The following is a 26,480-nucleotide window of genomic DNA, read 5'->3' as shown; positions in this document are numbered from 1 at the left end:
GCACGTTGTAGTGTTTGTACACAGCTCGGTGGGTCATGTTTTTGATGGGAACAAGCAGATTTTCGGATGCGCTCTAGCGAGACTGATTAATTTAGGGCTTTGGCTGATCCTAAATAAAAAGTAGCGCTGTATCACTTCTTATAAAGGAAGGTCCACAATGTATATGTTCTTGCCGTTCTTAATTGCTCTGCTGAGCGCCATTTCTATATTTTTCGGGAAAAAGCGAACAGGGTTCTGGTTGTGGGGGCTGTTACTGATTGTCAGTCTGGTGTGGTTTAACTACCACTCAACTGATCTCCTTAGCCTATCCTTTTGAAAGGTATTAGAGAATGAGTAACTATAGCTCGCGGCCCTCGATGGGGGAGAGCGCTTCTCAGCTCTCCAAGCTCAGTATTGGCGATGCGTTAAATATTCTTGGTCTTTTGGGCATCAGTTTTTCGCTGGTAATCGCATTCTATTATCAGCTGTTTCAGCATGAACTGCCATGTCCGCTATGCCTGCTACAACGAGTGGGTATGATTACCATAGGTTTTGGCTTTTTAATGAATGTACGTTTCGGTGTACGTAGTGCTCACTACGGTGTTGCGCTATTAGGGAGTCTGCTAACCGGAGCTATCGCCTCACGCCAGATGTTTCTGCATATTCTTCCAAGGGATCCGGGCTATGGGGTGACGCTTTTGGGCGTGCATTTCTACACATGGGCCGTGGTGTCTGCCCTTGTATCCATGTTGTTCATCTCGGGGCTTCTACTGCTTAAGAGCTGGGAGCAACCATCACCTATCAGGCAACAGGCGCGCGCACTTGGGAAGTTGGCCATGGCCGTATTTATTTTCCTGATAGCTGCAAACCTGGTATCTACAGTCCTGGAGTGTGGTACCGGAGAGTGTGAGGCTAACCCCGTGGTTTATCAGTTACTGACAAACTAGTGTTGCTCAGACATGACTTTTCTTCGGGCTGTGAGGTAATGAGCTCACAGCTCGCCGTAATCCAATGACTCGCTTCTTGTATTTCAATTCTGGTGGTTGAAGTTTGCTTTATGGTCTTTTGCTGATCGAAAGGAAACTTGAGCCGGCTTACCGTTCGTAATCCTGCATGCCATCCCGGCAGAGAAAGCATGTTGGTCATGTAGAGCGCAGCAACTAACTTGAAAGCACTGTTGCAGTCATGCTTTATCTGCATATAAGAGGGCAGTTATGTTTAATCTACAGGCATTAGACTTGGCACGAATGCAGTTCGCATTTACGGTCTCGTTCCATATTCTGTTTCCGGCAATCACGGTCGGTTTGGCCGGTTACCTGGCGGTTCTTGAGGGGTTGTGGCTGAAGACCCGCAACGATACCTACCGTGATCTGTACCACTTCTGGTCGAAGATCTTTGCCGTCAACTTCGGCATGGGCGTGGTGTCCGGTCTTGTTATGGCCTATCAGTTCGGCACCAACTGGAGTCGTTTTTCGGACTTCGCCGGCCCCATCACCGGTACTCTGCTTACCTATGAGGTACTCACAGCCTTCTTCCTTGAGGCGGGTTTTCTGGGAGTGATGCTGTTCGGTTGGAACCGGGTTGGGCGCGGCCTGCATTTTTTTTCTACCGTTATGGTGTCTCTGGGAACGCTGATATCGACCTTCTGGATCTTGGCGTCCAATAGCTGGATGCAGACCCCTCAGGGTTTCGAAATCGTTAACGGCCAGATGATTCCGCAGGACTGGCTGGCGGTAATTTTCAACCCTTCGTTTCCCTACCGCCTTGCACACATGTCGATTGCCGCGTTCGTCGCTACCGCTTTCTTCGTCGGTTCATCGGCTGCCTGGCACCTGTTGCGCGGCCGTGATAACCCAGCGATCCGCACCATGCTGTCGATGGCCATGTGGATGGCCCTGATCGTCACGCCTATTCAGGCCATGGTCGGTGATATGCACGGCCTGAATACCCTGGAACATCAACCGGCAAAAATCGCCGCGATTGAAGGTCACTGGGAAAATCATGGCAATGAACCGACCCCGTTGATCCTGTTCGGCTGGCCGGACATGAAAGCCGAGAAGACCAGGTTCGCCGTCGAAATTCCCTACCTGGGCAGCTTGATCCTGACCCATAGCCTGGACAAGCAGGTACCCGCGCTGAAGTCGTTTGCCCCTGAGGACCGCCCCAACTCGACCGTTGTGTTCTGGTCGTTCCGGGTCATGGCCGGCCTCGGCATGTTGATGGTCTTCACAGGACTGTGGAGCTTGTGGTTGCGTAAGCGCGGAACGCTGTACCAGTGCCGTCCGTTTCTGTACTTGGCGATGTTTATGGGACCGTCCGGCCTGATCGCGATTCTCGCCGGTTGGTTCACCACTGAAATCGGCCGTCAGCCGTGGGTGGTGTATGGCCTGCTGCGTACTGCCGATGCCTCGTCGAACCACAGTGTGGCGCAGATGAGCCTTACCCTGGGTCTGTTTGTCGTGGTGTATTTCGCGCTGTTCGGGACCGGTTTCGGCTACATGATGCGTCTGGTGCGCAAAGGTCCGAAGACCAATGAAGGCGCAGAGATCAGCCACGGAGGCCCTGGTCAGCAACGTACGCCGGCCCGTCCGCTATCGGCCGCCGACAACAACGGTGAAGGCGATCACAGCCACAGCCTGATCAAGGGGAATTGAGTCATGGGTATTGATCTTCCATTAATTTGGGCCGTGGTCATCATCTTCGGCATCATGATGTACGTGGTCATGGACGGCTTCGACCTGGGGATTGGCATTCTTTTCCCTTTTATCAAGGACAAGAGTGACCGCGACGTGATGATGAACACCGTCGCCCCTGTCTGGGACGGTAACGAGACCTGGCTGGTGTTGGGTGGTGCAGCGCTGCTCGGTGCTTTCCCGCTGGCTTACTCGGTGGTGCTGTCGGCGTTGTATCTGCCACTGATTTTCATGCTGTTCGGGTTGATCTTTCGTGGCGTGGCCTTCGAGTTCCGCTTCAAGGCCAAGGAAAACAAGCGTCATATCTGGGACAAGGCCTTCATCGGTGGTTCACTGGTCGCCACGTTCTTCCAGGGTGTAGCACTGGGCGCATTCATTGATGGCATACCAGTGGTCAATCGGCAGTTCGCTGGCGGTGGGCTGGACTGGTTGACACCCTTCAGCCTGTTCTGTGGCGTGGCGCTGATCGTCGCGTATGCCTTGCTGGGTTGCACCTGGTTGATCATGAAAACCGAAGGCAAGTTGCAGGAGCAGATGCACGACCTGGCGCGGCCGCTGGCTCTCGTGCTGCTGGTGGCAATCGCTATCGTCAGTATCTGGACCCCAATAACCCATCCCGAGATCGCCGCACGCTGGTTCACCCTGCCGAATCTGTTCTGGTTCCTGCCGGTGCCGATCCTGGTGTTGGTAACAACCTGGGGTCTGTTCAAGGCTGTGGCGCGTAATGCGCACTACACACCGTTCCTGCTGACCCTGGTGTTGATCTTCCTCGGCTACAGCGGCTTGGGCATCAGCCTATGGCCGAACATCGTGCCACCATCCATTTCAATTTGGGACGCCGCCTCACCACCGCAAAGCCAGGGTTTTCTCCTGGTCGGTACCTTGTTCATCATCCCATTCATCCTGGGTTACACCTTCTGGAGCTACTACGTGTTCCGCGGCAAGGTCACCCACGAAGACGGCTACCACTAGCAGAGGAACGCCCCAATGGACAGTAAGAGAATTGTTGAACCGGCCGAGCACAAGCCACTACTACGGCAGCGACTGGGCTGGATGCTGGTGATTTATGCAGGCAGCGTGGCGGCGTTAGGTGTGTTTGCCATGCTGATCCGGCTATTCATGCAGGCGGCGGGGATGAAGTCGCACTGACAGATTTTTCGATGTTGGAACAGCCTCTTCAGGATATGGATGTCCGAGGGGCTGTTTTTGCTATGGGATCAATACAAAACGATTGCACCTGCTTCACGCTCGGCGTTCCTTCCTTTGGGAGTTGTGTTTGGGTCTCAGACAGCTTCGTCCTCGTTTTCGCATATACACAAAAGACCTACGCCAATTGATGCGAATCATCTGAAGGGCGACAAGGGGGGAGCGTGTTCCATCTTGAGCCTTTAACGTTCGATACACGTTTGTTGGATTGTGTTTTTGGTGATGGCGATCACGTTTCTTTACGCTTTGCAAATGAAAGTTGTACGTTTTTCTTGTTGGACCAGATATGATCAAAAAGTTGATATAAGCGTTAAGACTGATCGTGCATGAAAAAACTGGCATGCATAAGTCAGTGCAGGTGCTGCGACCAGGCTTGAATCAACATAGTTTGCATCGGTCTTCATAAAGGAAAGCTACATAATGTATATGTTTTTACCATTCTTAATTGCCTTGCTGAGTGCGATTGCTATTTTTTTCGGAAAAAGGCGAGCAGGATTCTGTCTGTGGGGGCTGTTAGTAATTGTCAGTCTAGTATGGTTTAACTACCACTCAACTGATCCCCTTACCTTATCCTTTTGAAAGGCATTGCCATGATAAGTAACTACCGCTCGCAACCCTTGAACGGGGACAACCCTCCCCAATCCTCCAAGCTCAATATTGGCGATACGCTCAATATTCTTGGTCTTTTAGGTATAAGTGTGTCGCTGGCAATTGCATTCTATTATCAGCTGTTTCAGCACGAATTACCGTGTCCTTTATGTCTCCTGCAACGGGTAGGCATGATTACCATAGGTTTTGGCTTTTTAATGAATGTGCGTTTCGGTGTACGTAGCGCACACTATGGTGTTGCCCTATTAGGGAGTCTATTAACCGGAGCTGTTGCTTCACGTCAGGTGTTTTTGCATATTCTCCCGGGAGATCCGGGCTATGGGGTAACGCTTTTGGGCCTGCATTTCTATACGTGGGCCGTGGTGTCTGCCCTTGCGTCCATGGTATTCATCTCGGGGCTTTTACTGCTTAAGAGCTGGGAGCAACCATCACCTATCAGGCAACAGGCGCATGCTCTTGGGAAGTTGGTCATGGTCGTATTTATTTTCCTGATAGCTGCAAACTTGGTATCTACAGTCCTGGAGTGTGGTGCCGGAGAGTGTGAGGCTGACCCCACCTATTATCAGCTACTGGGTTCATAATACTTTTCAAAGGTAATAGCCCCATGGGCCTGTGAGCTTATTGCCTCACAGGCTCTTTGTGTTCCAGATGTTGTGTCTGGCTACATTCCTAGCTAACAGGCTGCATGGTTAGATCATTGGTATGAAAAACCTTGAACTACTAATCAACTGTAAAGCATGAGATCAGGATTGGCACCAGCTGACGCCAATCAAAAGAGCTGGTTCGACAGATATAACAGAGTTAAGTCCCATCTAAAAAAGCTGATCGCCTTGCCCCAAATCTGAAGCTCTGGCCCTAACTCCACTCTATAGAACGGGTGGCCGCCGAGATATCCCAATGCCAACTTACTTCCGCAATCCCACAGATTGCCGTAGAAAAAGTAGCAGCCATATATCAAACCATGAGCAAAATCCTTGTCGGAAAATGCTATTGAAATTGCAAAGGCCGTCGCCACCAGGAGGGCGGACAAGCTGATTTCTATGTCGACAGCTTGGGCGAAGGCCCCCCCGAAGCCAACAAGGCGATAAGCCCAGTCATTAGCAGCGGGTAAGCCGCGGCCCAGGCGCCAAAGTTTGAGGCAAGCGCCCCCGTGAAGCGAAAATCAGAGCGTATAGGTACCGCCTCCAGTATGAGCCAACAGAAATTGCCAAGCAGGTCCAGAACGCAGCACTTGCTAACCAACTGAACAGTGGGTCGTGTAGGTAAGCGGCCAGCATCGCTGATGCAGTACAAGCAATGCTTTCCCACACTGTTTCACTGAGAGAGGTGTGGCACAAGGCCGGCAAGTTCACCAGGCGACGTAAGGAACCAGCTGCATGGGAGCCTTCAAGCGCTGGCGTTGGCCAGAGTGGTTTCGTCGATCTGGCTGAGGGCAGTCACCCCGGTCAGGGTCATCGCCACGCGCATTTCCTGGGCGAAAATATCCAGCAGGTTTTCCACCCCGCGCTGGCCCTCGGAGGCCAGCGCATAGACGCTCGAACGACCCAGTAGTACCCCTTGGGCACCCAGGGCCAGCATCCGCACCACATCCAGGCCAGAACGAATCCCCGAGTCCACCAGTACAGTCAGGTCGTTGCCGACCGTTTGGGCAATAGGGGGCAGGGCCTTAACAGTGGATAGCACGCCATCCAGTTGTCGTCCCCCGTGATTAGAGACAACGATGCCATCGGCACCAAAACTCACGGCATCCCTGGCGTCTTGAGGGTCGAGAATCCCTTTGATGATCATCGGACCTTTCCAGAATTCGCGGATCCACTCCAGGTCTTTCCAACTGATCGAAGGGTCGAAGTTATTAGCCAGCCAGCCAATGTAGTCCTCAAGGGGGGTGGCTTTACCGAGGTATCTGGAGATATTCCCCAAGTCGTGCGGTCTTCCCAGCATCCCGACATTGAATGCCCAGTCCGGTTTAGCAGTGGCTTGCAGAATTCGTCGGGAAGCTGCGAATGGCCCGGACATACCAGAGTGGGCGTCACGATAGCGGGCACCAGGCGTAGGCATGTCGACGGTAAACACCAGGGTAGTGACGCCCGCCGCCTGGGCCCGCTCCAGGACGTTGCGCATAAAGCCGCGATCTTTGAGGACATACAGCTGGAACCAGATCGGCTGCGGGCTTTGCGCAGCGACTTCCTCGATGGAGCACACGGATACCGTCGACAGACAGAAAGGGATGCCCTTGTTGGCCGCCGCCTTGGCCATCTGCACCTCACCTCGACGAGCATACATACCCGTGAGTCCGACTGGGCTGAGAATGATCGGCAGATTTTGCTCTTGTTTGAACAGGGTGGTTTTCAGGCTCAAGTTGTCGACTTTTTTCAGAATGCGCTGCCGCAGGCTCACATTGGCCAGATCCGAGCTGTTAGCCCTGAGCGTGTGCTCCGCGTAGGCACCGCCGTCGATGTAATCGAACAAAAAGCGTGGAAGTTTGCGCTTGGCTGCTTCGCGGTAATCGGAAGCCGATGAAATGATCATGGGAATACTCCTTGGGTAAGAAAAGGCCTGCATCTGTAGTGTTTTGCTTCAGGGTCTCTGCGAAAGGAGTTCAGCCTAAGGAAAACCAAACTATGATAAAAACAACTTTTACAACTCATTTGTAGTCGGAAATTGACTTTAATATGAATCTGCGGACGTTACGTGCATTTGTTGAGGTTGTGCGCCAGGGTGGTTTTTCCCAGGCAGCCGAAGTGGTGTCCCTCACTCAGTCCTCCGTCAGCAAGGCGGTCAAGACGCTGGAAGACGAACTGGGCATGCCTTTGCTCAACCGCATTGGCCATAAAAGCGAACTGACTGCCGCCGGCGAGATTGCCTATCGACGCGCCTTGGTATTGCTGGCCGAACGCAGTGACCTGATCGCCGAAATCAATGATTTGCGCGGACTCAAGCGCGGGGTGCTGCGCCTTGGCTTGCCACCGGTGGGCAGTGGTGCATTGTTTGCGGCGATGTTTGCGGCGTTTCGGGAGCGCTATCCGCAGATCGATATCGAGCTGGTCGAACACGGCAGCAAGAGACTGCATGAAAGCCTGGAGCGCGGCGAAGTGGATCTGGCGGCGCTGCTGATGCCGATTCACCAGGACTTTGACTATCAGGACGTGCGCAAGGAGCCGCTGATGGTCCTAATGCCGCAGGCCCATTCCCTGGCCAAACGTCAACACGTGGATTTCCAGGCTTTGGCCGGCTCGCCTTTCATCCTGTTCGAAGCGGGCTTTGCCCTGAATGCGATGATTCTCGCGGCGTGTGAAAGAAAGGGGGTGGTGCCGAAAATCACGGCCCGGAGTGCGCAGATCGACTTTATCGTCGACCTGGTAGGGGCTGGGCTGGGGGTGGCGTTCCTGCCACGGATGCTGGCTCATAAACACCTGCGTCCAGGGATCACCCTGGTACCGCTGGACGCAGCAGATACCGATTGGCATATCGCCCTGGCATGGCGAAAGAGCGCCCACTTGCCGCCAGCCGCTATCGCCTGGCTGGATCTTGCGAAAGAAATGCACAATTCAACGCACAGTTAGCAAGGGCGTTTAATGGGTCGTATCTGAATTAATGTTCTGTTCTCTAAATGATTTGCCTATGTGCCTGTGAGGCTATTGCCTCACGGGCGCGCTGAGCGCTGTACAAAATATCTTCGTTTTTACATTCCAGGCTTACCGGGTCGGCAGGGTGTTTCGCAGGGCTTAGGAAGCTTGTAATTGGGGCCTCGAGTTCGCGCACCGAACTGAAACTGCCGCAGCGTAAATACACCGTGATGTCCAAAAAAAACGCTCAACCATATAGGGGGATCATATTGTCTAGTCTCAGATTTGGCTTGCTGTATGAGTAGTGCTGCATTTGCATGTAATTTTGTAAGTGTGAGTTTTGATGTTTTATTGTTTGTTTTTATGAGGTGTTTAGTGTGATTGATCAACGGTTATTTTACTTTCTGGATGTGCTTGGTTTTTGGTAGGGGGCTTAACATTTATTATATGAATTTAGGGTTTTTGAAAATGGGTGAATTGTTATTATTGATTTATCTTTTTTGTTTTAGGGGCGAAGCAGGCAATGTATGCAGTCAGGGTGGGTGATTTAATTATAGCTGCTCTGCAATTGAAGCCAATGAAATAGTTCATAATTATGGAGGGGGCAAGCGACCTGGAGTCCCCGTCAGGAAATGAGGATCCGCAATGAAATAAGATTGGAATTTAATCATGCGATGCCCCGGCTTGTGTTGATATCCAGCGATTCGCAATGAATCCAATATACAAGCTTTGGCTAAACCTGGTAACACCTTGGGATAAACCTTTCTCTGTCCTAATGGCTTCTGCAGTTCGTCATCGTGGTGGCGAACAATAAAAGCATGCAGCAAAAAGGTGTGTCTTATAAATGTGTCATGAATAATCATGTGTCGGAGTTGTTATGCCTGATCACGATACGGTTGCCGAAAATTTAAAAATATCCAAAAAAAATAATGAAGACTCTGAGTGCCATGATGAGCAATCTGCACAGTCGGGAGTGAGCAACTCCCCGTCATTTTCTAATAACCCTGTCGATATACCTGTGGATATTGCAAAGAGGGAGGCTGTAGGCGAACTGGAGGAGGCAATTAGTGATGCCCTTATGGAAAAACTCCCGGAGCTGTTGGAGTATCGGGCAAAGGGATATAACATCCCGGGGCCTGATAATGAGGGGATAGCAGCACTCGAGGACATGCTGAAGGAGACGCCGAGACAGGATGTTTCGGGGATCCTGAGCGCCACGCAGGGTTTTCTGAATGAGTTGAAACCCTGGTCTGAGACTAAAGAAGTTTCCTCTCCCGAACATCGGGAAACAATACAACAGGCAAATGCGCTCGTCAGAAATGTCATCGATGCTCTGGAAACCATGGACGCTGTCGGAAAGATAAGTCGGGTGACGTGGGAGCAGGAAGTTGAAAGGAGAGTGAGTGAGCTTGAGTCAAAGGGCTTATCTTTCGATGGAGAAGGATCGTCAGCGACAGAAAATTTTAAATTCAGCCAGCTAAAGAACTCGTTGCTTGCCGAGAGCAAGGTAACGCGACAAAAACTTGTACTAAGCCTGGAAGTAAAATCTGCCGAGATATTAGCGGGTGCCAAAGATGCCAGGGAGTATGCAACGAAAATGCTACTGGCGGATGCGCAGATTAATCCGGCACGTCTGAGTAATCAAAGACTGCTTCTTCATTGGAGCCTGAGTTTCAGAAGTTATGCCAAGAATACCCGCGTCCTTGACAGGGAGAAGGATGGCTACACCTATTTGGGAAATTCTCTGATTGATGCAGTCAGAAATAAAACGAGCGATGAGCAGGCTCATATCAGAATCGCCCGTGCCATTATCTCCGTATCTGATGCTCTGAATAACATCGTTGTTGCTCTCGGGGGGGAGAAAAATAGTATCCAGCCTTCAGAGGCAGAGCGCTATGAACCTGAGCAGACCTTGGCGGAGGCAGCGAAAAAAACATTCAAAGATACATACAAGGATGTAGTCAAGGCTGGCAGGCAGGCAAAAACGCTGGCTCCGGCCCTATTAAATAAGGCTGCCAACAAAGGCAGAGAAAGTACATCCAGGCTGGCGCATAAATTAAAACCGTCATCCAAAATCTGCTCTGAAGAGGTTAATGGAGTTGTCGAAGGTGCTGCGTTGTTGCTACTGGATGAAATCCAGCAGGCCGAACGCCGGATAAAACTCTTACCGTCATTTACTGTGGACCTGCAGGAGGCAGTGGAACAGCACAGTAGTCTGGTAAAGCTTCCAGACAATATCGATCCGCGGCCAGGGCCGGGGCTCTGTGACCAGCTTGATCGACAATTGGAGCAGGAAGCGCAGCGGTGGCAGGCAGTCAAGCAACAAGCGGAAGACGAACTACGGGAGATGCTAACCCCGGTAACCTGGTTGAAGCAAGAAGAAGGGAGGCAGGCGCTGCTATCCAGGTTGAGAGCTGAACTAAGTATCAACCCATGGGATTCAGTGCAGTGGGAGAAAATCAATCTTTTTGATAAAGGAATAGAAACAGTTGTCGACGAGCTGGCAGATCTTGCTCGAGAGCTCGATGGCTCAGTCGTGTCGCTGGCGAGCCACGGACATGCTGGCGGTAAGGATCTGCAAAAAAAACTGGCTCCTTGGCTACTGAAGCTCAGCGAGCTCAAAAGCAATGTCAAAACCAGCGTTGTACAGACTACCGGAAGATCACTAAATAACTTTTCCCGTGACGGTATGTTAGCGCGCGGAATGGGCGAATGGCTTGAGGAGCTAAAGCAGAGTTATCTGCAGGAAAAGCACCCGGGCAATAGGGATGAAGCCACCCGGTTGTTTGAGTGCGCATTGGAGGAGGCCCTGGAGGAAAAACGTATCTATTTTACCAAAACCTCGGATCCTGAGGGAAATAGATTCCTGAAAAGATTACAGCTTGAATTAAAACATGCTTCTGAAAAGACCACGGTATATCCGCCTACACCGGAAGAGATTCTGGCGAGGTCACGCAGTATCTCCGATGACCTACGGCAGTGGGCCCTGAAAAAAGTGATGAGTGGCGCCATTTCCGCTGCGCTTAGAGGGGGCTTCAGGCTGGTAGTGGGTGGAGTATCTCTCCCTCTGCGTATTGCAGTCAACGCGGGCCGAACCGCACGGACCGTGAGGAAAATAAATCAGGGGGTCAGGCTGGGTCAGGGGCCGGCAACGCGGGTAAAAAACAAATGTATCAATCAAGAGTTTTCCAAGGCTGCGATCAGAGTTGCATTGTCGGTCTCTCCAGTCGTGGGATATGGCATTTCAGCGGTAATTACCATCGAGCGTTTATATAATAGGGGGCTTAAAAAGACCTCTAAAGAAATAGCTATCAATACGTTGAAAGAGTTGCCCTGGACTGGTGGGAGTGTAGGGATAAAGATGGCTGTGCAGTCTGTTAGGCAGGCTGTTCAAGATGCACTGCAGGAACAGCTAGAAACATGGGAGTCGTTCTCTGGTGAATCTGCTGAGCAAGAGGTTGATATCAGTTTTGAGCTCGAGGACGAAGTAAATTTTCAGGAAGTGAAGGAGAGGGAACCCGACAGTGGGATTACTGAAAACCGATCCCGGCCTAAGCGATCACTTTCTGACAGTGGGATTAGGCGCAGGGGGGCGCCTCCTTATGTGGATTTGGACCAGAACTATCTCATCAATAGGGAAAGAACGGAGGAAGCAGAAGTACAAGGGAGTTCACAAACTCGTTATGATGAAAACATCATAAGGTACTTCGAGGCGCGGAATGATTGCACTGTTCACTCGCATGGGGAAATATTGGCTTCAACTCGTATCGCTGTGTCAGGAAGTAATGAAACATTCAGCTTGTTCTCTGTGGTTAAAGGAGATGTACCGGATTGGGCAGTCGGTAAACTCGTTAAACCTGATTCTATTGCAATGGAAACATGGCGAAAGATCGTCGGTGGGGAAGTCTATGAGGAAATAAAAATAGCGACGGATAATCAATACAAGGCATTTGAAGAAGCTGCTGACTTTGTGAAAAAGCAAAAGGAAAAAATAGCTGGCCTTCAGACACCACAGCAATATATCAAGAATAGGCTTGAATCCATAGGTGTGGATCCAGATAAGAAGTACACGGTAACTATAACTCGTCGCGGATTAGATAAGGACAGAGATCATCCGGTCGCCAAAGAAGAATTCAGGAAGAGCCATCCGCCAGAAAAAATAACATTTACTGCTTATGAAATTATAACTGGGCAAGCTAGCAATGCGCTTACTCACTATCGAACATTACCTGTAGATATAGACTGGGAGCATCCGAAAAAAATAGAATACTTTGCACGTATTCGCGATCAACTGTTCAATGTTAATAGCTTTCGTGATGAATACAAAAATTATTTGGCCCATATAGAAGAGTACGATGCCAAGGGGATTGATCGCTATTATACGTGGATTCATAAGATTTCGGGGGGGGAGAAGTTTGATATCTATAAGCGTATATCTGAATTAAAAGAAGCACTTGATAATGGTGCTTTTTACACAGATGCACAGCTTGATGTAGGTTTCTTTCTCCAGGTTGTTAAGGAATCTGCTGGTGCGTTGGGCAATTTTGCACCCGGTGAAGAGGGCTTTGCTCTGGTAGCCATCCAGGTACTTGCAGCTCTGGGACAAGCAGAAAATGCCAGCACACCTGAAGAGAGGAAGGCATACCTTAAGGAGGCTTTTGAAACAACTGCTTTCGCTGCGCTTATGTCAATTGCTCACGAACCGAAGACTGAGGCAGGGGATTATATAAAAGCTAGTTATGAGCGCTATGGGGGGCAAGAGACCCCAGACATGATGAAGATGCGTACCACTGACCCAATATCGGTAGAGCAATCCGGATCGGAGGAGTCGACTCAGGAGCAGCAACAATTCGGATCAGAGGAGTCGACTAAGGAGAAGAAACGACCAGAGTCAACGGAATCGAACCAGGAGCAACAACCAGAGTCAACGGAAACGAACCAGAATCAATTACAAAGAAGTCCGCCGCCGCCGCCTGCGCGGCCGCCTGCGTCACCGAAGCCCTTAGAAGTAATATCACCAAAGCTGAAGCCCAAGAAGCGATTAAAGTTCGGACGTGAACAACCTAAGCGCCCGAAGGGTATTTCAAGTACGAGAGCCAAAGAGCTGAGAAAAGCTGCTAGACCAAATAGTAAAGGTGGTGGAAAACCTGCTGGTCTGAATAGTGAAGAAAATAACTACTATGAAAATGTCAAAAAACACAATAACTGGAAAAGACGTTTAAGGATAGGGCGGCGAAAATATGATGAGTTCTATGATGGAAAAGGCAAGGAGGCGTTTAAATCATTTCGATACAAAGAGAGGTATATAGAAGAATACATATCAGATGATGACGTGCCTTATGTAGGGGGGGAGGAAGGTAATAAGACTGGAAAGACTTACGAGGTGAGGCCTAGAACTGGAAAGCTTGTCCCTTTCCGGTTCAGGGTTTCTGCGGATAAGAAAGTTCTTGTCGTTGATAATATGTATAAAGACAAGGATGCGTTGGTAAAGGGGCCGGCAATAGCACCAGCATTCAATATGAATGAGGTTCAAGGTGAGTTCATAATGAATAGAGAGATGGCGCGTGATATTAAATATGTAACTCAGGAGGGTATAGCGAACTCCGATACGACGGAAGCGATAAGGCTGGTGTTAGGTGACGATGGCTTAATGGCAAGTGAAAGGGAGCCGGTAGTACTTACCCCCCATGGGGAAACGGCGGACGCGTTCAATGTGATGTTGGCTACACCGAATGTACAACCCACAGCTCGTATGCTAAGTACTTATCCTGCAATTGGTAAAAAAATTGTAGAGATACGTATTCAAGGCACTACAAGAATAACCTTGGTTTTGGGGGAAACTGATCCAGAAATGGAAGCGGGCTCACGACAACCCCTGTCTAACCCGCTAACTGAGCCTGAGAAGCCGCCCCTGAAGCAGCAAGAGTCAGGATCAAAGAAACCAACACAGGACCAATTACAAAAAAGTCCACCACCGCCACCACTGTCAAAGAACCCTGTACAGCAGAAGTCCACAAAGTATGGACAGGAAAAACCTAAACTACCTGAGCGTCCGACGACTACTTTAGAAACCATACCCGAGGAGTCGGAAGAAACTGTTGCATCAGGTAAGAGCGATAAGAAAGAAAGCCGTACAACGGAGAGAAAATATCAGCAAGATCTCAAAAAATACCGGAAGGATCTCAAGAAATACTATAAATGGCTCAAGCGGTTAGAAAAAGGGCGTAGTAAGTATGATGAGTTTTATAATCGAGATGGCAAGGAGGTGTTTAAGTTAGGTCGATATAAGGCTAGGTATAAAGAGCAGGTTGTATCAGGATGTAGTAAGGTGCCTTGTATAAATGGGGCGGGTGAGGTTCGTTATAAGCCTGGAGAGACTGTTGATGTAAAGCCTGAAGGTGGAAAGCTAACTCCTTATAGATTCAGAGCTTCTGAAGATGGGCGGGCTCTTGTTGTTGATGATATGTATAGAGAACAGGATGTGCCGGTAAAGGGGAGGGTATCAGCATTCAATATGAACGAAGTTCAAGGTGAGTTCATAATGAATAGAGGGATGGAGGGTGATATCACCTATATAACACAGGAGGGTATAGCGAACCCAGACACGCAGGAAGCGATAAGATTGACGTTAGGCGACGATGGTCTTCTTGCAAGTGAGAGGAAACCGGTAGTGCTTACTCCCGATGGGCCAACGAGGGATGCGTTCTATGTAATGTTGGCTACACCAAATGTACAGCCCACAGCTCGTATGCTAAATACCTTTCCAATGGGTAAAAAAATCGTCGAGATACGTATTCAAGGTACTACAAGAATTACCTTGGTGCTGGGACCACGGGATCCAGAAATCAAAATAGGAGCTAAACCATGGGAAAATCAGGCAACGCAGTCATCTGCACAAACATCGAAAGTACCGTCACTACCGGCTAGGGATATATCGCCTCAAATCACGCCTGACACGTTAGCCCCAAATATCGCTGAGGATGTTTTGTCATTTGAAAAAGGCTCGCGACCTGAACCTAAACTTTACCTTTCTCGAAATTATGTAAATGCGCACGCCAAAATATTTGACGAAGGTGTCGTTCGTATTCAACCCACTGCACCTACCGGAACTATTGGCAGAACTGAGACTTGGGTATTGCCTAAGAGTGTTGCGGAAAAGATGATTGTCGAGGCAAACGGGGATGTATCGAAGTTGGAGCAAGCGCTAGGATTCAATGAAGGAACCTTGGGAAATAACCCAGTTATAGTGGAAATTAAAGACCCTAAAGGACTTCGCATCCCATCGGGCAATGAGTTTGGCGCAAACAACTTCTGGAGGCCCGGTGGATTTACTTATCCTGGAGGTTTGCCAGAAGCGGTGATAGATCCTATTCCACCAGAAGGCTATACTATTTCCAATGTTTTCAGTCGGGGTTAGATGTGGATAAGCAATTGTTCCAGTTCAGCGACATGGAGATCTGGGCTCGCGGCGATCGTTTCTTTGTTCGATACGATGCCGGATCGCATCAGGTGACCATGCGCGAGGACGAGATATCTGAGCAGGAGGCCCGGGAAGGTTCGATGAGTAACGAAGCTGCTATGAACATGTTGTTCGCTTTGCAGAAACGCTTGATAGCGGCTGGCATCGATCCTTATGTCTCGAATACGAAGTAGGCTTGATAGGAGAAACAGGTTGTACTGGTTGCTGGATGGAAGTTGATTTACCGGTACCCACGTTAAAAAACGGGCGCCCAGGGGGCGCCCGTTTTCATTTGCTCCGCAGCCGTCGACCGTCATACCCATCCCATCGCACCCGGCGCGCAGCAGTAGCGCCAGCGCCGGTGCAGATTTCTGCAACAGCAGGCGTCACCGCTGATGTCCTCGACCAGGGAAAGCGTTGCCTGCGGTGGGGGCGCGTCGCGAACTCGGTACGCCACTGTGTTGCGCAGGACATCGACCGGCGCTTCGGCGTCGATCGGTAGCGACGAAATTTACAAGGTTTGAAGCGGTAGGTGGTCGTGGGGCTTATTTGGGGTTCGGTCAGTGGACATTTCGGCGCCATCGGCAGGCTGAGGCACGCTGGGTATTCCAGTGGTAACCGATCGGGCGGCACAGGCCGTGACGAAAAACGGCGCGCGGCTCCCGGTTGTGCATGTCGCTCGGAGGTCTGGCCTGCCTTGGGAGACGATTCGTCAACTTGAAAAACGGGCATCGCGGACAGCCTTACAGGCGCGTCCCAAACGTTCAATCATGGATGAGCGCGCCCTTGACCGGGGGCACTGTTATGCAAGCACGCGCGCTGGCTGGCGTTGCGCAATCCGCAGCCTGAGGATAAACGGAGCGACTACTTCGCCTGCAGGCCTTCCTGGAGGACAACCAATCGTTGGGGACGGTCTATTGGATGACGGCCGAGCTCAAAATGCTCTGGGCACCGAGTGCTTTTTGGGGGGGGAGCGGCGTGAAAATAATGGCGGCGCTGCGCTCACGAAAGCGCCAGTTCGCCAAACCATTAAAAACATATTTGGCAGGGCGGCCTAGTCGGGTTCGCAGGCCGCTGCATACTGGGCAATTGGTTTCGGATAGTGCGGCTCGACCAGGCACTCGAAGCCTTTCCAGGCACACCCAGATCCATCGCACTGTTACTTGTAGATGTTAATTAGCTTCAGATAGAGCAGCCTCGTTACGCTCCCTAGAGCAGAACCGGCTTGTTCAAAGGGATGAACGATAGGCTTCTAACCGCCTGATTCCTCGTATCTGATGGTTGCAGCGCTCCAGCGCATCGAGCAGTTGTTCATTGAGTATCAGGCTATCGCCGTAGGTCATGGTTGCGGGGATTGCAGGCCCGTAGCATTCAACCAGTAGGCTGGCGGGCAGCGGAACTGGGGGAGGAGGAGCGAATGCGTTCGGCGTGCTGGCGCAACCGCTCAACAACAGCAGCAGGAACAGGCTCCCGAGCACTGGCTTCTTTAACCAGCACGGTTTTGATAATGGTTTGTACGTGTTCACTCTGTTGTTGGCGTTGTTGCTTGGCATCTTCCGTAGCCTGAGTAATTTGATCAAAAAAACGCATGGTTTTTACCTGCTGTGCGAGTTGTGCTTGGGCTTCATCACGTTGTTCGGTCAGGTAACGATTCTCTTGTTGCAGCGTACGAGCATCTGCCTGCATGCAGCGTAACTGCAGCCATAGCCCTCCGATGACAATGGCACCCGCGCCCAGCAGGGCGCAGGACCAGTTGCGCAGTAGCCAGCTCATGACAAAAACAACTCACGTTCGAGGCGTCGGCGGTTAAGTAGGCCGGCAGAGGTGATTTTCTGTCGAGTCTTTGCATCGGTCAGCTTGCACCAGGCTAAAAATTGTTCCGCGGCCTGCATGACATTCCCTTTATTCAGCTCCCTCAACAGGGTTGATTGGCTGAAGTTGGTGCAGCCGATGTTATAGATCAAGGAAACCAGGGCATCATACTGATTCTGGGTTAGCCCAATGAGCTTTACCAGTCGATTGACATCCTTTTCAAAAGTCTGCAATGAAGTTTTCAATAAGCGCTCTGCGCACTCCTCATCAATGGTCATGCCACGGCTGATAGGTTCTCCATCTACCTTTCCTGTCGTTCCATAACCAATGGTCCAGATCCCGGCACCGTCTTGGTAAGCACTGAGCTTACAACCTTCAGAGGTTTTGATGGCAGACAGCCCGCGTTTGGATAGTGTGTAAGTCATGAGGCTTATGACTCCCTTGGCGTATAACGTTGAATAAGGGACAGCAGCTTTTTCTGCAGGGCTTTTAACAGGGCGATACCCAAGGTGCCGGAGATTCCAGCAATGCTGAAGGTAATGGGGATGGATAGATTGTTATCCAATGCCAATAGCCCACCCAGAACCCCTGTAAAGCAGGAGACAAAGATTTGCGAAACAAGCAGAACCCATGACGCTTTCTCATGGGTTTCTCGGATATGAATGATATAGGCCACAATGCCACTCCAAATGGAAATGGCAAATAACCCGGCACAGACAATGCTAATATCATTAAGTATGGAAAGCATTTTGTCACCTCTATGTTGTTGACCTGAAAAATGTAGAGGTGGTATGTGCTTAATGGCAATGTATATATTATATATAATTATTAGTTTGGTGGTTTCTAAGTGGTGCGAGTGTGGATGCTTGCACTGTAGTGAATCAACTATGCTCCATTTACGTGGGGCGAACTTGGAGGCCCCACACGTGTAGCATAGTTTACTCAATATCAATATGGTCTTTCTTGGCAGGCACCCATAACACTAGAAGCTGATAGTCATATGTTCATCGGTGTTCTTTTCGTTTTTAAAACATAAGTCATATCCATTTATTGTTCTGGTTACGTAAACACTCTCAACGCCATCGACAGGAAGCTGTTGTAGATCAACAAGAAGGGGCGCTTCTGTGACAGATACGAATAATCGGTAAGCATATATAGCGCAGAAACTCAGTGTGATAAAAATTGCAACTCGCCGGATGGAATACCATTTGGATGGCTTTTCATGTGCGCGCGAGGGAAGGGGTAATTCACTCTCTTCGGACGAACTATCATCTGTCTTGATCTGCTCCACCTCTTTCTCTTTGGGCAAAATGAAGCGATAACCTTGGCGGTATACGGTATGTATAGCTTCACCCAGCTCGCAGTAGCGCAATGTCCGGCGTAGTTTACAGACCAGCTGCAACAGGTTGCTTTCCTCGACACCGTTTTTACGTTCAGGCCAGACTAGCTGAATCAGCTGTTCACGGCTCAATACGTTTCCTTCTTGTGCATGCTCCCATAGCGCTAGTAGCAGTTGTTTTTCTTTCTCTGTAATCGGAAAGACGTTTTCGCCGTTGGAAATTTTGTTTAAGTTGCTGTCTAAAGAAACATTTTTTGTCAGTCTTAACATTACATAATCCCTCTCTGTTTAGTGTTTATACATCCGCCATGAGTAGGTCTGGCTTGGATAGCCTGGACTCATTGAAAATTTATATGATTCTCGCAGTAATGCAAGAGAATTGTCGAGTTCAAGTAATGGTTTTTATTATGTAATGTTGATTATTTTTGTTTTCTGATCTTTCGAGCTGCGAACTAATTATAATTATTGATTTGTCACTTTTGTTTTTCGTGGGGAGGGGACACTGTTTGTCTCAAGAGGCAGGGGTAACTGTCTTGTTCGTTGTAAAAATACTCAACTCTCTAAAGGAAGTACGATGTCCACAACCACCGATCAAATTGCTGTTCAGTACCCTATTCCAACCTATCGCTTCGCTGTCAGTGTGGGTGATGAAAAGATGTGTTTCCAGAGCGTATCGGGTCTGGATATCAGCCATGACACTATTGAGTACCGCGATGGGGGCGGTAACTGGCTGCAAATGCCGGGTCAGCGTCAGCGACCGACCATTACCCTGAAACGAGGTGTGTTCAAGGGACAATCCAAACTCTATGACTGGATTAATTCCATCTCTCTTAATCAAGTCGAGAAGAAAGATATTTCTATCAGCTTGACCGACGAAACAGGCTCGAATCTGCTGATCACCTGGAATATTTCCAATGCCTTCCCGGACAAGCTCACGGCCCCTAGCTTCGACGCGAGCAGTAACGAAGTTGCGGTGCAGGAAATGAGCCTGAAGGCTGATCGGGTGACCGTTGAGTTTCACTGATTAAGCAGGGCTTCAGGGTGTCAGGTGTTACCTGGCACTTAAGTTTAGGTGACTCTTGAAAGGATGATGTAATGACAGATGTAAATTATCCAGGTGTTTATGTTGAAGAAAGTGCTGAGCTGTCACTGTCGGTATCGAGCGGTGCAACGGCTGTGCCGGTATTTGCCTGTGAACTTAATACGTTGAAAGGAGCTAAAAAGCTAGACTCGTGGTTAGATTTTATTACGTGCGTTGGAGCTTTTAGTCCAAAACATACTCTCCATGTATCCCTAAAAAGCTATTTTGATAATGGCGGCGGGAGGTGCTACCTTGTATATAAAGATGAACTTTTGCAAGAAGTACCGAAGTTGAGTGAAGCTACAGTGTTGGTGGCCGCTGGTTTGGATATCAAAACGGAAGTTGCTCAGCTATGTCAGGAAGGTAAAGGCTTGTTTGCCATCCTGGACGGCCCAATTGATGAACTAAAATCCGATGACGCGTCTCGGGATAATTATGATAAAACCCCCTATGCTGCCGTTTATTACCCTTGGTTGACTGCCGATTGGGCGACTGACCCTGCTACTCCCATTCCACCCAGTGCCGCCATTGCCGGTATTTACTGTTCAATCGACCGCAGCCGTGGCGTATGGAAAGCTCCAGCCAATGTTGTGCTGCAAGGCGGTGTCAAACCAAAGTATAAAGTGACCGATGACCTGCAGGCCACCTATAACACCGGTAAAGCCATCAATATGATCCGCGAGTTTCCTAATACCGGCACCACGGTATGGGGGGCGCGTACCCTCGAGGACTCTGAAAAATGGCGTTATATCCCGGTTCGCCGGCTGTTTAACAGCGTGGAGCGAGATATTAAAAATGCCATGAGCTTTGCTATGTTTGAACCTAATAGCCAGCCCACCTGGGAACGGGTGCGCAGCGCCATCAATAATTATCTTTATAGCCTCTGGCAACAAGGTGGCCTGGCGGGAACCAAACAGGATGAGGCTTACTTCATTCAGATTGGCGAAGGTGTCACCATGACCGATGATGATATCAAGCAAGGCAAGATGATCATCAAAATCGGCTTGGCGGCAGTGCGCCCGGCAGAGTTTATTGTCCTGCAGTTCAGCCAATCGGTCGGCGAAGCCTGATAAGCAATAGCGGCTTGCCAAGGCCGCTAAGTATATAAATTAATTTAGGATACAAGTATGCCTTCTTATGCCGCGCCCGGTGTTTACATCGAGGAAGACGCTTCGCTGTCGTTGTCGATCAGCAACAGCCCAACGGCCATTCCGGTTTTTATTGGTAAGTTCCTCAAGAAAGACGGTAGTCAGCCAGCGAAGGGAAGTTGCATTAAAATCACCAGTTGGTTGGATTTTACCTCGCAATTTTTGCTGTCACCGACAATCTCAGTAACGGCTACGGCCAAAACTCCGCCAGCTCTTAAAGAGGGCGAGCCAGCCTTGAATAAGGCTGATGCGCCATTGCGGGCGGACGTAAAAAATACCTACACGGCTGTCGTTACGTCAATTTCTAACGGTGCTTTTGCAGTGCAGCACTACTTCAATAATGGTGGTGGCGTATGTTACGTGTTGCCGCTGGTTGAGTCTGATGAGGCTAAAGTAAAAGAGGAGCTGGCAACCCTGCCAAGTCTAATCGAACAACAACAAGAGATTACGTTGCTGGTCTGTCCGGAAACGGATAAAACCTTGGTAACATGCAAAAAACAGGAAGTTTATAACGCCCTGAATGACCTGTTGCAGAACAAAGTGGATTACTTCCTGATTGCTGACAGCACCAATGGTAGTGATGCCCCTTCAACGAAAGCAGAAAAGACAGCCGTCTATTACCCTGACTTGCTGACTTCCTTTACTTGCAGTCGCCCGGCAGACGCCAATATTGTCTTGACTGGCTATACGGACACTAAAGTTACAAACCTGGCTGCACTGCAATCCGCTTCAGCTGATGAATATGCGCTTGCGAAAGTTGCAGTTGATACAGCGTGGACGGCAGCCAGCGTACCGACAATCGTCAAATTGCCTCCGAGTGCGGCTGTCGCCGGTGCCTATGCCGGAACAGATGCCAGCCGAGGTGTATGGAAAGCGCCCGCCAATGTGGCGCTCAACAACGCAACGCCGGTAACTGTGGTCACTGATGCTGATCAGGGCTCCATGAATAACAAGGGTATTAATGCCATCCGTAATTTTACCGGCAAAGGCACGCTGATCTGGGGCGCCCGTACTCTGGATAAAACAGATGCCTGGCGTTACGTCCCTGTACGTCGTCTGTTCAACAGTGTTGAACGCGACATCAAGCGCGCCATGCAGCTTGCGGTGTTTGAGCCGAACAGCCAACCAACCTGGGAAACCGTACGTAGCGCGATTGACCATTATCTGTATGGCCTGTGGCAACAAGGAGCGTTGTCTGGCAGTAAAGCCAGCGAAGCTTACTTTGTTCAGGTTGGTAAAGGCCTGACGATGACCGATGACGATATCAAACAAGGCAAGATGATTGTCAAAGTCGGTATGGCCGCGGTGCGCCCGGCAGAATTCATTATTCTGCAATTCACCCAGAACGTTGGGCAATAAAGTTTATCTCTGTGACATGAAATAGCACCTGCGGGTGCTATTTCCCACAATGTATGAGGTGTGATTGTGATGGAGATGAGTTTCCCAGGTATTCAGTTTTCTGACACGCCATTTGGTCAGACGCAATCGGACGTACCCACGGCAGTACCGGTGTTTATCGGGTATTGCGAGAAAGGTACGGCTAATACGCTTTATTTCATTTCTAACTGGGCGGATTACCAGCGACAACTGGGCGGGGCGGATAAGCGTAGCGGTACAGCGGTTAAAGGGGCTTTGTATTATGCATTGCAACACTATTTTGATAATGGTGGTGGCCCCTGTTTTGTTTTATGTCTCGGTATTTATAGTGCGATTGACAGCCTGACTCCCGAACAACTGCTGACTGCTTTAAAGGCTGATGCGGTAATGCAACTGATTGTTGCGGAGTCGAGAATTACCCTGGTGGCAATGCCAGATCTGCAGTTGTTGGGTGAAGGCACATCAGTAGCAGCTAATTGGTCAAGCGCTTGGCAGGCTCTGCTGCAGATCTGTCAACGCCGTCGCGGTCTATTTGCTGTATTGGATGCTCCTGAGAGCGTCATCGAGGCGAAAAAGTGCCTCGATACCAGTGCCAAATGGGACTCTGGTCAGTGCATGTCCGGCGCGGCCTATTGGCCTCGATTGGCGACCTCATATGTTGCAGAGGATAAGCAGCGGATCAGTGTTCCACCTTCTGCGGCAGTTGCAGCGGTGTTCCAGAAGACCGATTGCGAACAAGGTATCTGGACTGCGCCCGCTAATGCGGCACTGAACGAAGTGGTCAAACCTACTCAGGCCTATCAGGACGGCTTATCGCTGTTTGATCGTTCAGGTACATCGCTGAATGTGATTCGTAGCTTTGCGGGCCGTGGCGTGCGGGTTTGGGGATCTCGTACCTTGTGTAATGCGAATACCGGTGCGCGTGTTCCGTGGGTTTACATTCAGCGCCGGCGATTGGTTTCTTATATTGAGTCCACACTAAGCGATATTGCACGTTTTGTAGTGTTTGAGCCCAACAATGAAATCACTTGGTTGAAACTTAAAGGGCAGGCAACGACCTGGCTACGTGAGCTATGGCAACAAGGCGCACTCTATGGTCAGCAGGAAAGTGAAGCGTTCAAATTAGCCTTGGGCCTGGATGAAACCATGACTCGTGAGGATGTCAATGCGGGTCGCTTGATCATGCGTGTTTCCCTGGCGCTGCTCTCGCCTGCTGAGTTTATTGAGCTGGATCTGCAGTTCACTACCAATGAGAGTAATAGTGATCAAGGGACATTGGCATTGAATAAAGGGGTGTTCTGATGAGTATAGTTTCCGAGTTGTTCGAACCTTCAGTCTCTCACCGTTTTATGGCGACCTTTTTCTTTGGCGGTATTGTACCCAGTCCAGTGGATATTTATTTTCAACAGATTTCCGGCTTGAGCCGAGAGTTGAATGTCAGTGCTTATCGTGAAGGGGGGGACAATAGTGGAAACCTGTACTTGCCGGAGAACATCCAGCACGGCTCGTTAGTGCTACAGCGAGGGGTGATGGCGGTGACGCCACTGACCTTGAATTTCGATTCGGTGCTCAGTGGTGCCTCGGTGAGTTATTGCAACGTTGTCGTGATGTTGATGAATCACCTGTCCTTGCCGGTATGCAGCTGGACGATCAGTAAAGCGCTACCCGTGAAATGGAGCACCAGTAACCTGGACGCTAACAGCAACAGTATTTTGCTCAATACCCTGGAGCTGCGTTATCGGGATATGCATTGGCTGGGAGTAAAAGCATGACCATCGAAATCAGAGAACTGGTAATTCAGGCTCGGGTGACTTCGCCCGAACACACCACCGCTCCCCTGGTAGCAACCTTGCCCCAGTTGGGGCACCCGGAACGGGCTCGATTGGTTGCGGAAATCACTCGAGCGGTGCTGGAAAAACTGCGCAGTGAGCGGGGGAGTCGCTAATGGGACTCTTGGATGTCGGGCTGGCAAAACTCACCATCACTGCTTTCAGCGACAGGGAGATGAAAAGCAAGGTCGGGGAAATCAAGGCGATGTATAACCCCGCCAGTATTCAATTGAGTTATCACACTGACTTTACCGAAGATTCATTCCTTAACCGTGATGCAGAGGTCAGCAAATACCATAAGGCTCGTCCGGGGGGCTTGAATCTGGAACTGCTGTTTGATGCCCGGTTACCGGGAAATAATGTTTCGCTGGACAGCCAACTGGCTAACTTGCGCGCGCTCTGTTGCGATGTAGACAGCAAAAATAATGCGCCGCGGTTTTTGCAGGTTAGATGGGGCAAGATGAGTTGGAATGGCAACGGTTATTTTGCCGGGCGTATGGCCAATTTAGTCTTGGGTTACACCTTGTTTGATCGTGATGCCACGCCACTGCGGGCCAAAGCAACACTATCGTTGAGAGCGGATAAAAGCCTTGAGGCGCAGTCGCTGTCTTTTGATTCTTCCAAGGCAGACATGAGCATAGTCACTGTGCCGGATGTCAGCCCATTGGCGCTGATTGCCGCTGCCAGTGCGGTGGACTATCTGGCTTTGGCGGTGACCAATGGGCTGGATAATCTGGATGATACTCAACCTGGGGGAACATTAGTGGTGAACCGGGGTGGGGCATCATGAGTTCGCTTAAGGATTTCACGCTGTGGGCAAGCGGGAAACAGTTATCGGTACTAGCACCTACCTGGGTGGAGATTCATACAGAGGTCAACCATATTCCAAGTGCCCGGCTGGTATTGAGTGTTGCGGATAACGCACTGGCTAAAGCAGAAACGGAAGTAGCGCTGTGTAAGCCGGGCAGTGAGTTTCGTATTGCTACCCACAAGGGCTCAACCTTGTTCAGCGGTATTCTGGTGCAGCAATCAATGCGACTGCAAAAAGGCAGTTCAGAACTAACGCTGACCATTAAGCATCCACTACAGCGCCTGACCGCTTCTTTGCGCAGCCAGGTTTTTATGGATGCCAAAGAAGACGCCATTCTGCGCGAGTTGTGTTCAGGGCAAGGCATCACTATCAAAAAGCTGGAGGGCGTCGACGCCACTCACCAGCAGATGGTGCAGTTTGCGTGTTCCGACTGGCAATTTATGACGGCACGTCTGCGGGCTAACCGGGTTTGGCTGGTACCTGAGCTGGATAGCGTCAATGTAATGAAGCCTGCATTAGCCGGGCAAGCAGACCACACGCTCTACAAAAATGGCAAAAAAGGCCCGGGTATCGAGGACGCCGAGTGGCAGTTTTCCTGCCAGGAGCAACCCAAGCAACTGGCCGTCTGCGCCTGGGATCTGTCGGGACAGGCGATGTCTCGCACTGCTACACCGACTTCGCTGTCGATCGGGCGTGATGCATTCGATTCTGGAAACCTGGCCGCGCTGAACAGCAGCACCTGGTCGTTGGCCAAGAGTCAACCGCTGACAACTGAAGAGCAGGGCGCATTGGCCAACGCTCGCTGGTTGGCACAGCAGGCAGCGGGTATTCAAGGGCGTTTCACCGTAGAGGGAGACACTAAGTACCAGTTGGGCCAAACCTTGGCGCTATCGGGGTTCGGCGGCTCTTTTGATGGTTCGGCGTTAATTACCGGGGTACAGCACCAGATCAGCAAAGAGCGCTGGCGCACCACGCTGCTGATCGGTCAGCCGCTCTTGCAGGATGTCGATGCGGGAGTGGTCCCCAAAGCCGCGGGTGTGCTGGTTGGTGTGGTGGATAGCTATCAGGAAGACCCAGGCAAGCTCAACCGGCTACGGGTCAAGATCCCCGCATTGATGCAAAACGAAAAACCACTCTGGGCGCGGTTTGCCACGCCTTATGCCAGTCAAGAGAGTGGCTTGTGTTTGTACCCGGAAGCAGGGGATGAGGTGGTTGTCGGATTCTTTGCCGATGACCCCTGTTATCCGGTGATTCTCGGAGCCATGCACAACCCGAAGAATCTCCCCCCGTTTCCACCTAGCGCGGAAAACAGTCAAAAAGGGTTGGTGTTTGGCCAGGGCGATAATAAGCAACTCTTGATGTTCGATCGTCAGAAAGGCAACGCCACTCTACAAGTGCATAAAGACACCTTGACCCTGCATCAAGGTATGCAACTGGCCAGTGAGCAGGATATCGCGCTGTCAGCGCAGAACCTGACACTGAATGCCAAACAGCAAGTAAAGGCCGAAGGCAACAGTGGTGTACAGGTCAAGGGTGCCAAAGTGGATTTAACCAACTAACCGGCTCCCAGA

The 26,480-nt window shown here is 50.3% G+C and carries 25 protein-coding genes; 17 read left to right on the top strand and 8 right to left on the bottom strand.

Annotated elements, in window-relative coordinates:
• The first annotated feature begins 157 nt into the window (after positions 1-157).
• The 7 genes from AC07PQ_RS02755 to AC07PQ_RS02725 all read left to right on the top strand — a co-directional run bounded on the left by AC07PQ_RS02755 (position 158) and on the right by AC07PQ_RS02725 (position 5,068).
• Positions 158-316, top strand: a complete 159-nt coding sequence (locus AC07PQ_RS02755; RefSeq protein ID WP_495072379.1) for a DUF5993 family protein — start codon at positions 158-160, stop codon at positions 314-316.
• A gap of 13 nt (positions 317-329) precedes the next feature.
• Positions 330-926: a disulfide bond formation protein B gene (locus AC07PQ_RS02750; protein WP_493184505.1), complete on the top strand. Its 597-nt coding sequence runs from the start codon at positions 330-332 to the stop codon at positions 924-926.
• A gap of 267 nt (positions 927-1,193) precedes the next feature.
• Complete coding sequence (locus AC07PQ_RS02745) at positions 1,194-2,633, top strand: cytochrome ubiquinol oxidase subunit I (RefSeq protein ID WP_493184506.1); 1,440 nt, start codon at positions 1,194-1,196, stop codon at positions 2,631-2,633.
• A gap of 3 nt (positions 2,634-2,636) precedes the next feature.
• Entirely contained in the window at positions 2,637-3,644 is a 1,008-nt protein-coding gene (gene cydB, locus AC07PQ_RS02740) for a cytochrome d ubiquinol oxidase subunit II (protein WP_493184507.1), read from the top strand.
• 15 nt (positions 3,645-3,659) lie between these two features.
• A complete protein-coding gene (locus tag AC07PQ_RS02735; RefSeq protein WP_102680949.1) occupies positions 3,660-3,821 on the top strand; it encodes a DUF2474 domain-containing protein in 162 nt (53 codons plus the stop codon).
• A 477-nt stretch (positions 3,822-4,298) separates the two neighbouring features.
• Positions 4,299-4,457, top strand: a complete 159-nt coding sequence (locus tag AC07PQ_RS02730) for a DUF5993 family protein (RefSeq protein WP_219735174.1) — start codon at positions 4,299-4,301, stop codon at positions 4,455-4,457.
• Positions 4,458-4,468: 11 nt separating this feature from the next.
• A complete protein-coding gene (locus tag AC07PQ_RS02725) occupies positions 4,469-5,068 on the top strand; it encodes a disulfide bond formation protein B (protein ID WP_493184508.1) in 600 nt (199 codons plus the stop codon).
• Between the two features lie 188 nt (positions 5,069-5,256).
• Here the strand turns inward: AC07PQ_RS02725 and AC07PQ_RS02720 are convergent, their stop codons facing one another.
• The gene (locus tag AC07PQ_RS02720; protein ID WP_493184509.1) at positions 5,257-5,517 is read right to left on the bottom strand and encodes a hypothetical protein; all 261 of its coding nucleotides are present in this window, start codon (positions 5,515-5,517) and stop codon (positions 5,257-5,259) included.
• Positions 5,518-5,873: 356 nt separating this feature from the next.
• A complete protein-coding gene (lldD, locus tag AC07PQ_RS02715) occupies positions 5,874-7,016 on the bottom strand; it encodes an FMN-dependent L-lactate dehydrogenase LldD (RefSeq protein WP_493184510.1) in 1,143 nt (380 codons plus the stop codon).
• Positions 7,017-7,159: 143 nt separating this feature from the next.
• Between lldD and AC07PQ_RS02710 the strand changes: the two genes are divergently transcribed.
• Positions 7,160-8,050 carry a LysR family transcriptional regulator gene (locus tag AC07PQ_RS02710; protein ID WP_493184511.1) on the top strand — a complete coding sequence of 297 codons (891 nt, stop codon included), beginning with the start codon at positions 7,160-7,162 and terminating at the stop codon, positions 8,048-8,050.
• A gap of 880 nt (positions 8,051-8,930) precedes the next feature.
• Positions 8,931-15,470 (top strand): hypothetical protein, encoded by a 6,540-nt coding sequence (locus tag AC07PQ_RS02705; protein ID WP_493184512.1) that lies wholly within the window; start codon positions 8,931-8,933, stop codon positions 15,468-15,470.
• Here the strand turns inward: AC07PQ_RS02705 and AC07PQ_RS02700 are convergent.
• The 6 genes from AC07PQ_RS02700 to AC07PQ_RS02675 form a co-directional block, all read right to left on the bottom strand.
• A complete protein-coding gene (locus tag AC07PQ_RS02700; protein ID WP_493184513.1) occupies positions 15,467-15,889 on the bottom strand; it encodes a hypothetical protein in 423 nt (140 codons plus the stop codon). The genes AC07PQ_RS02705 and AC07PQ_RS02700 overlap by 4 nt on opposite strands.
• 852 nt (positions 15,890-16,741) lie before the next feature.
• Positions 16,742-16,990, bottom strand: coding sequence for an Rz1-like lysis system protein LysC (gene lysC, locus AC07PQ_RS02695; RefSeq protein WP_493184514.1), 249 nt, complete (start codon positions 16,988-16,990; stop codon positions 16,742-16,744).
• Entirely contained in the window at positions 16,884-17,285 is a 402-nt protein-coding gene (locus AC07PQ_RS02690) for a DUF2570 family protein (protein WP_493184515.1), read from the bottom strand. Before AC07PQ_RS02690 ends, lysC begins: the two co-directional genes overlap by 107 nt.
• Positions 17,282-17,749 carry a lysozyme gene (locus tag AC07PQ_RS02685; RefSeq protein ID WP_493184516.1) on the bottom strand — a complete coding sequence of 156 codons (468 nt, stop codon included), beginning with the start codon at positions 17,747-17,749 and terminating at the stop codon, positions 17,282-17,284. Before AC07PQ_RS02685 ends, AC07PQ_RS02690 begins: the two co-directional genes overlap by 4 nt.
• A gap of 5 nt (positions 17,750-17,754) precedes the next feature.
• Complete coding sequence (locus AC07PQ_RS02680; protein WP_493184517.1) at positions 17,755-18,072, bottom strand: phage holin family protein; 318 nt, start codon at positions 18,070-18,072, stop codon at positions 17,755-17,757.
• A gap of 234 nt (positions 18,073-18,306) precedes the next feature.
• Positions 18,307-18,933 (bottom strand): winged helix-turn-helix domain-containing protein, encoded by a 627-nt coding sequence (locus AC07PQ_RS02675; protein WP_493184518.1) that lies wholly within the window; start codon positions 18,931-18,933, stop codon positions 18,307-18,309.
• A gap of 304 nt (positions 18,934-19,237) precedes the next feature.
• On the opposite strand from AC07PQ_RS02675, the gene AC07PQ_RS02670 reads away from it, so the two are divergent.
• The 8 genes from AC07PQ_RS02670 to AC07PQ_RS02635 all read left to right on the top strand — a co-directional run bounded on the left by AC07PQ_RS02670 (position 19,238) and on the right by AC07PQ_RS02635 (position 26,468).
• Positions 19,238-19,687, top strand: coding sequence for a phage tail protein (locus AC07PQ_RS02670; protein ID WP_087092646.1), 450 nt, complete (start codon positions 19,238-19,240; stop codon positions 19,685-19,687).
• A 71-nt stretch (positions 19,688-19,758) separates the two neighbouring features.
• Positions 19,759-20,814 (top strand): phage tail sheath family protein, encoded by a 1,056-nt coding sequence (locus tag AC07PQ_RS02665; protein ID WP_493184519.1) that lies wholly within the window; start codon positions 19,759-19,761, stop codon positions 20,812-20,814.
• Positions 20,815-20,871: 57 nt separating this feature from the next.
• Positions 20,872-22,251 carry a phage tail sheath family protein gene (locus AC07PQ_RS02660; RefSeq protein WP_493184520.1) on the top strand — a complete coding sequence of 460 codons (1,380 nt, stop codon included), beginning with the start codon at positions 20,872-20,874 and terminating at the stop codon, positions 22,249-22,251.
• A 69-nt stretch (positions 22,252-22,320) separates the two neighbouring features.
• Positions 22,321-23,571, top strand: a complete 1,251-nt coding sequence (locus AC07PQ_RS02655) for a phage tail sheath family protein (protein ID WP_493184521.1) — start codon at positions 22,321-22,323, stop codon at positions 23,569-23,571.
• Entirely contained in the window at positions 23,571-24,041 is a 471-nt protein-coding gene (locus tag AC07PQ_RS02650) for a phage tail protein (protein WP_087092650.1), read from the top strand. Before AC07PQ_RS02655 ends, AC07PQ_RS02650 begins: the two co-directional genes overlap by 1 nt.
• Positions 24,038-24,214, top strand: a complete 177-nt coding sequence (locus AC07PQ_RS02645) for a DUF5908 family protein (protein ID WP_156376432.1) — start codon at positions 24,038-24,040, stop codon at positions 24,212-24,214. Before AC07PQ_RS02650 ends, AC07PQ_RS02645 begins: the two co-directional genes overlap by 4 nt.
• On the top strand, positions 24,214-24,888 hold the full coding sequence (locus AC07PQ_RS02640) for a CIS tube protein (RefSeq protein WP_493184522.1): 675 nt from the start codon (positions 24,214-24,216) through the stop codon (positions 24,886-24,888). The genes AC07PQ_RS02645 and AC07PQ_RS02640 overlap by 1 nt, the downstream gene beginning before the upstream one ends.
• Positions 24,885-26,468, top strand: coding sequence for a phage baseplate assembly protein V (locus tag AC07PQ_RS02635; protein ID WP_493184523.1), 1,584 nt, complete (start codon positions 24,885-24,887; stop codon positions 26,466-26,468). The genes AC07PQ_RS02640 and AC07PQ_RS02635 overlap by 4 nt, the downstream gene beginning before the upstream one ends.
• Positions 26,469-26,480 lie beyond the last annotated feature (12 nt).

Source organism: Pseudomonas sp. GW821-FHT09E12 (genome assembly GCF_059416085.1).
Note: the sequence above shows the minus strand (reverse complement) of the source record. Positions and strands in the feature narration are given on the sequence as shown.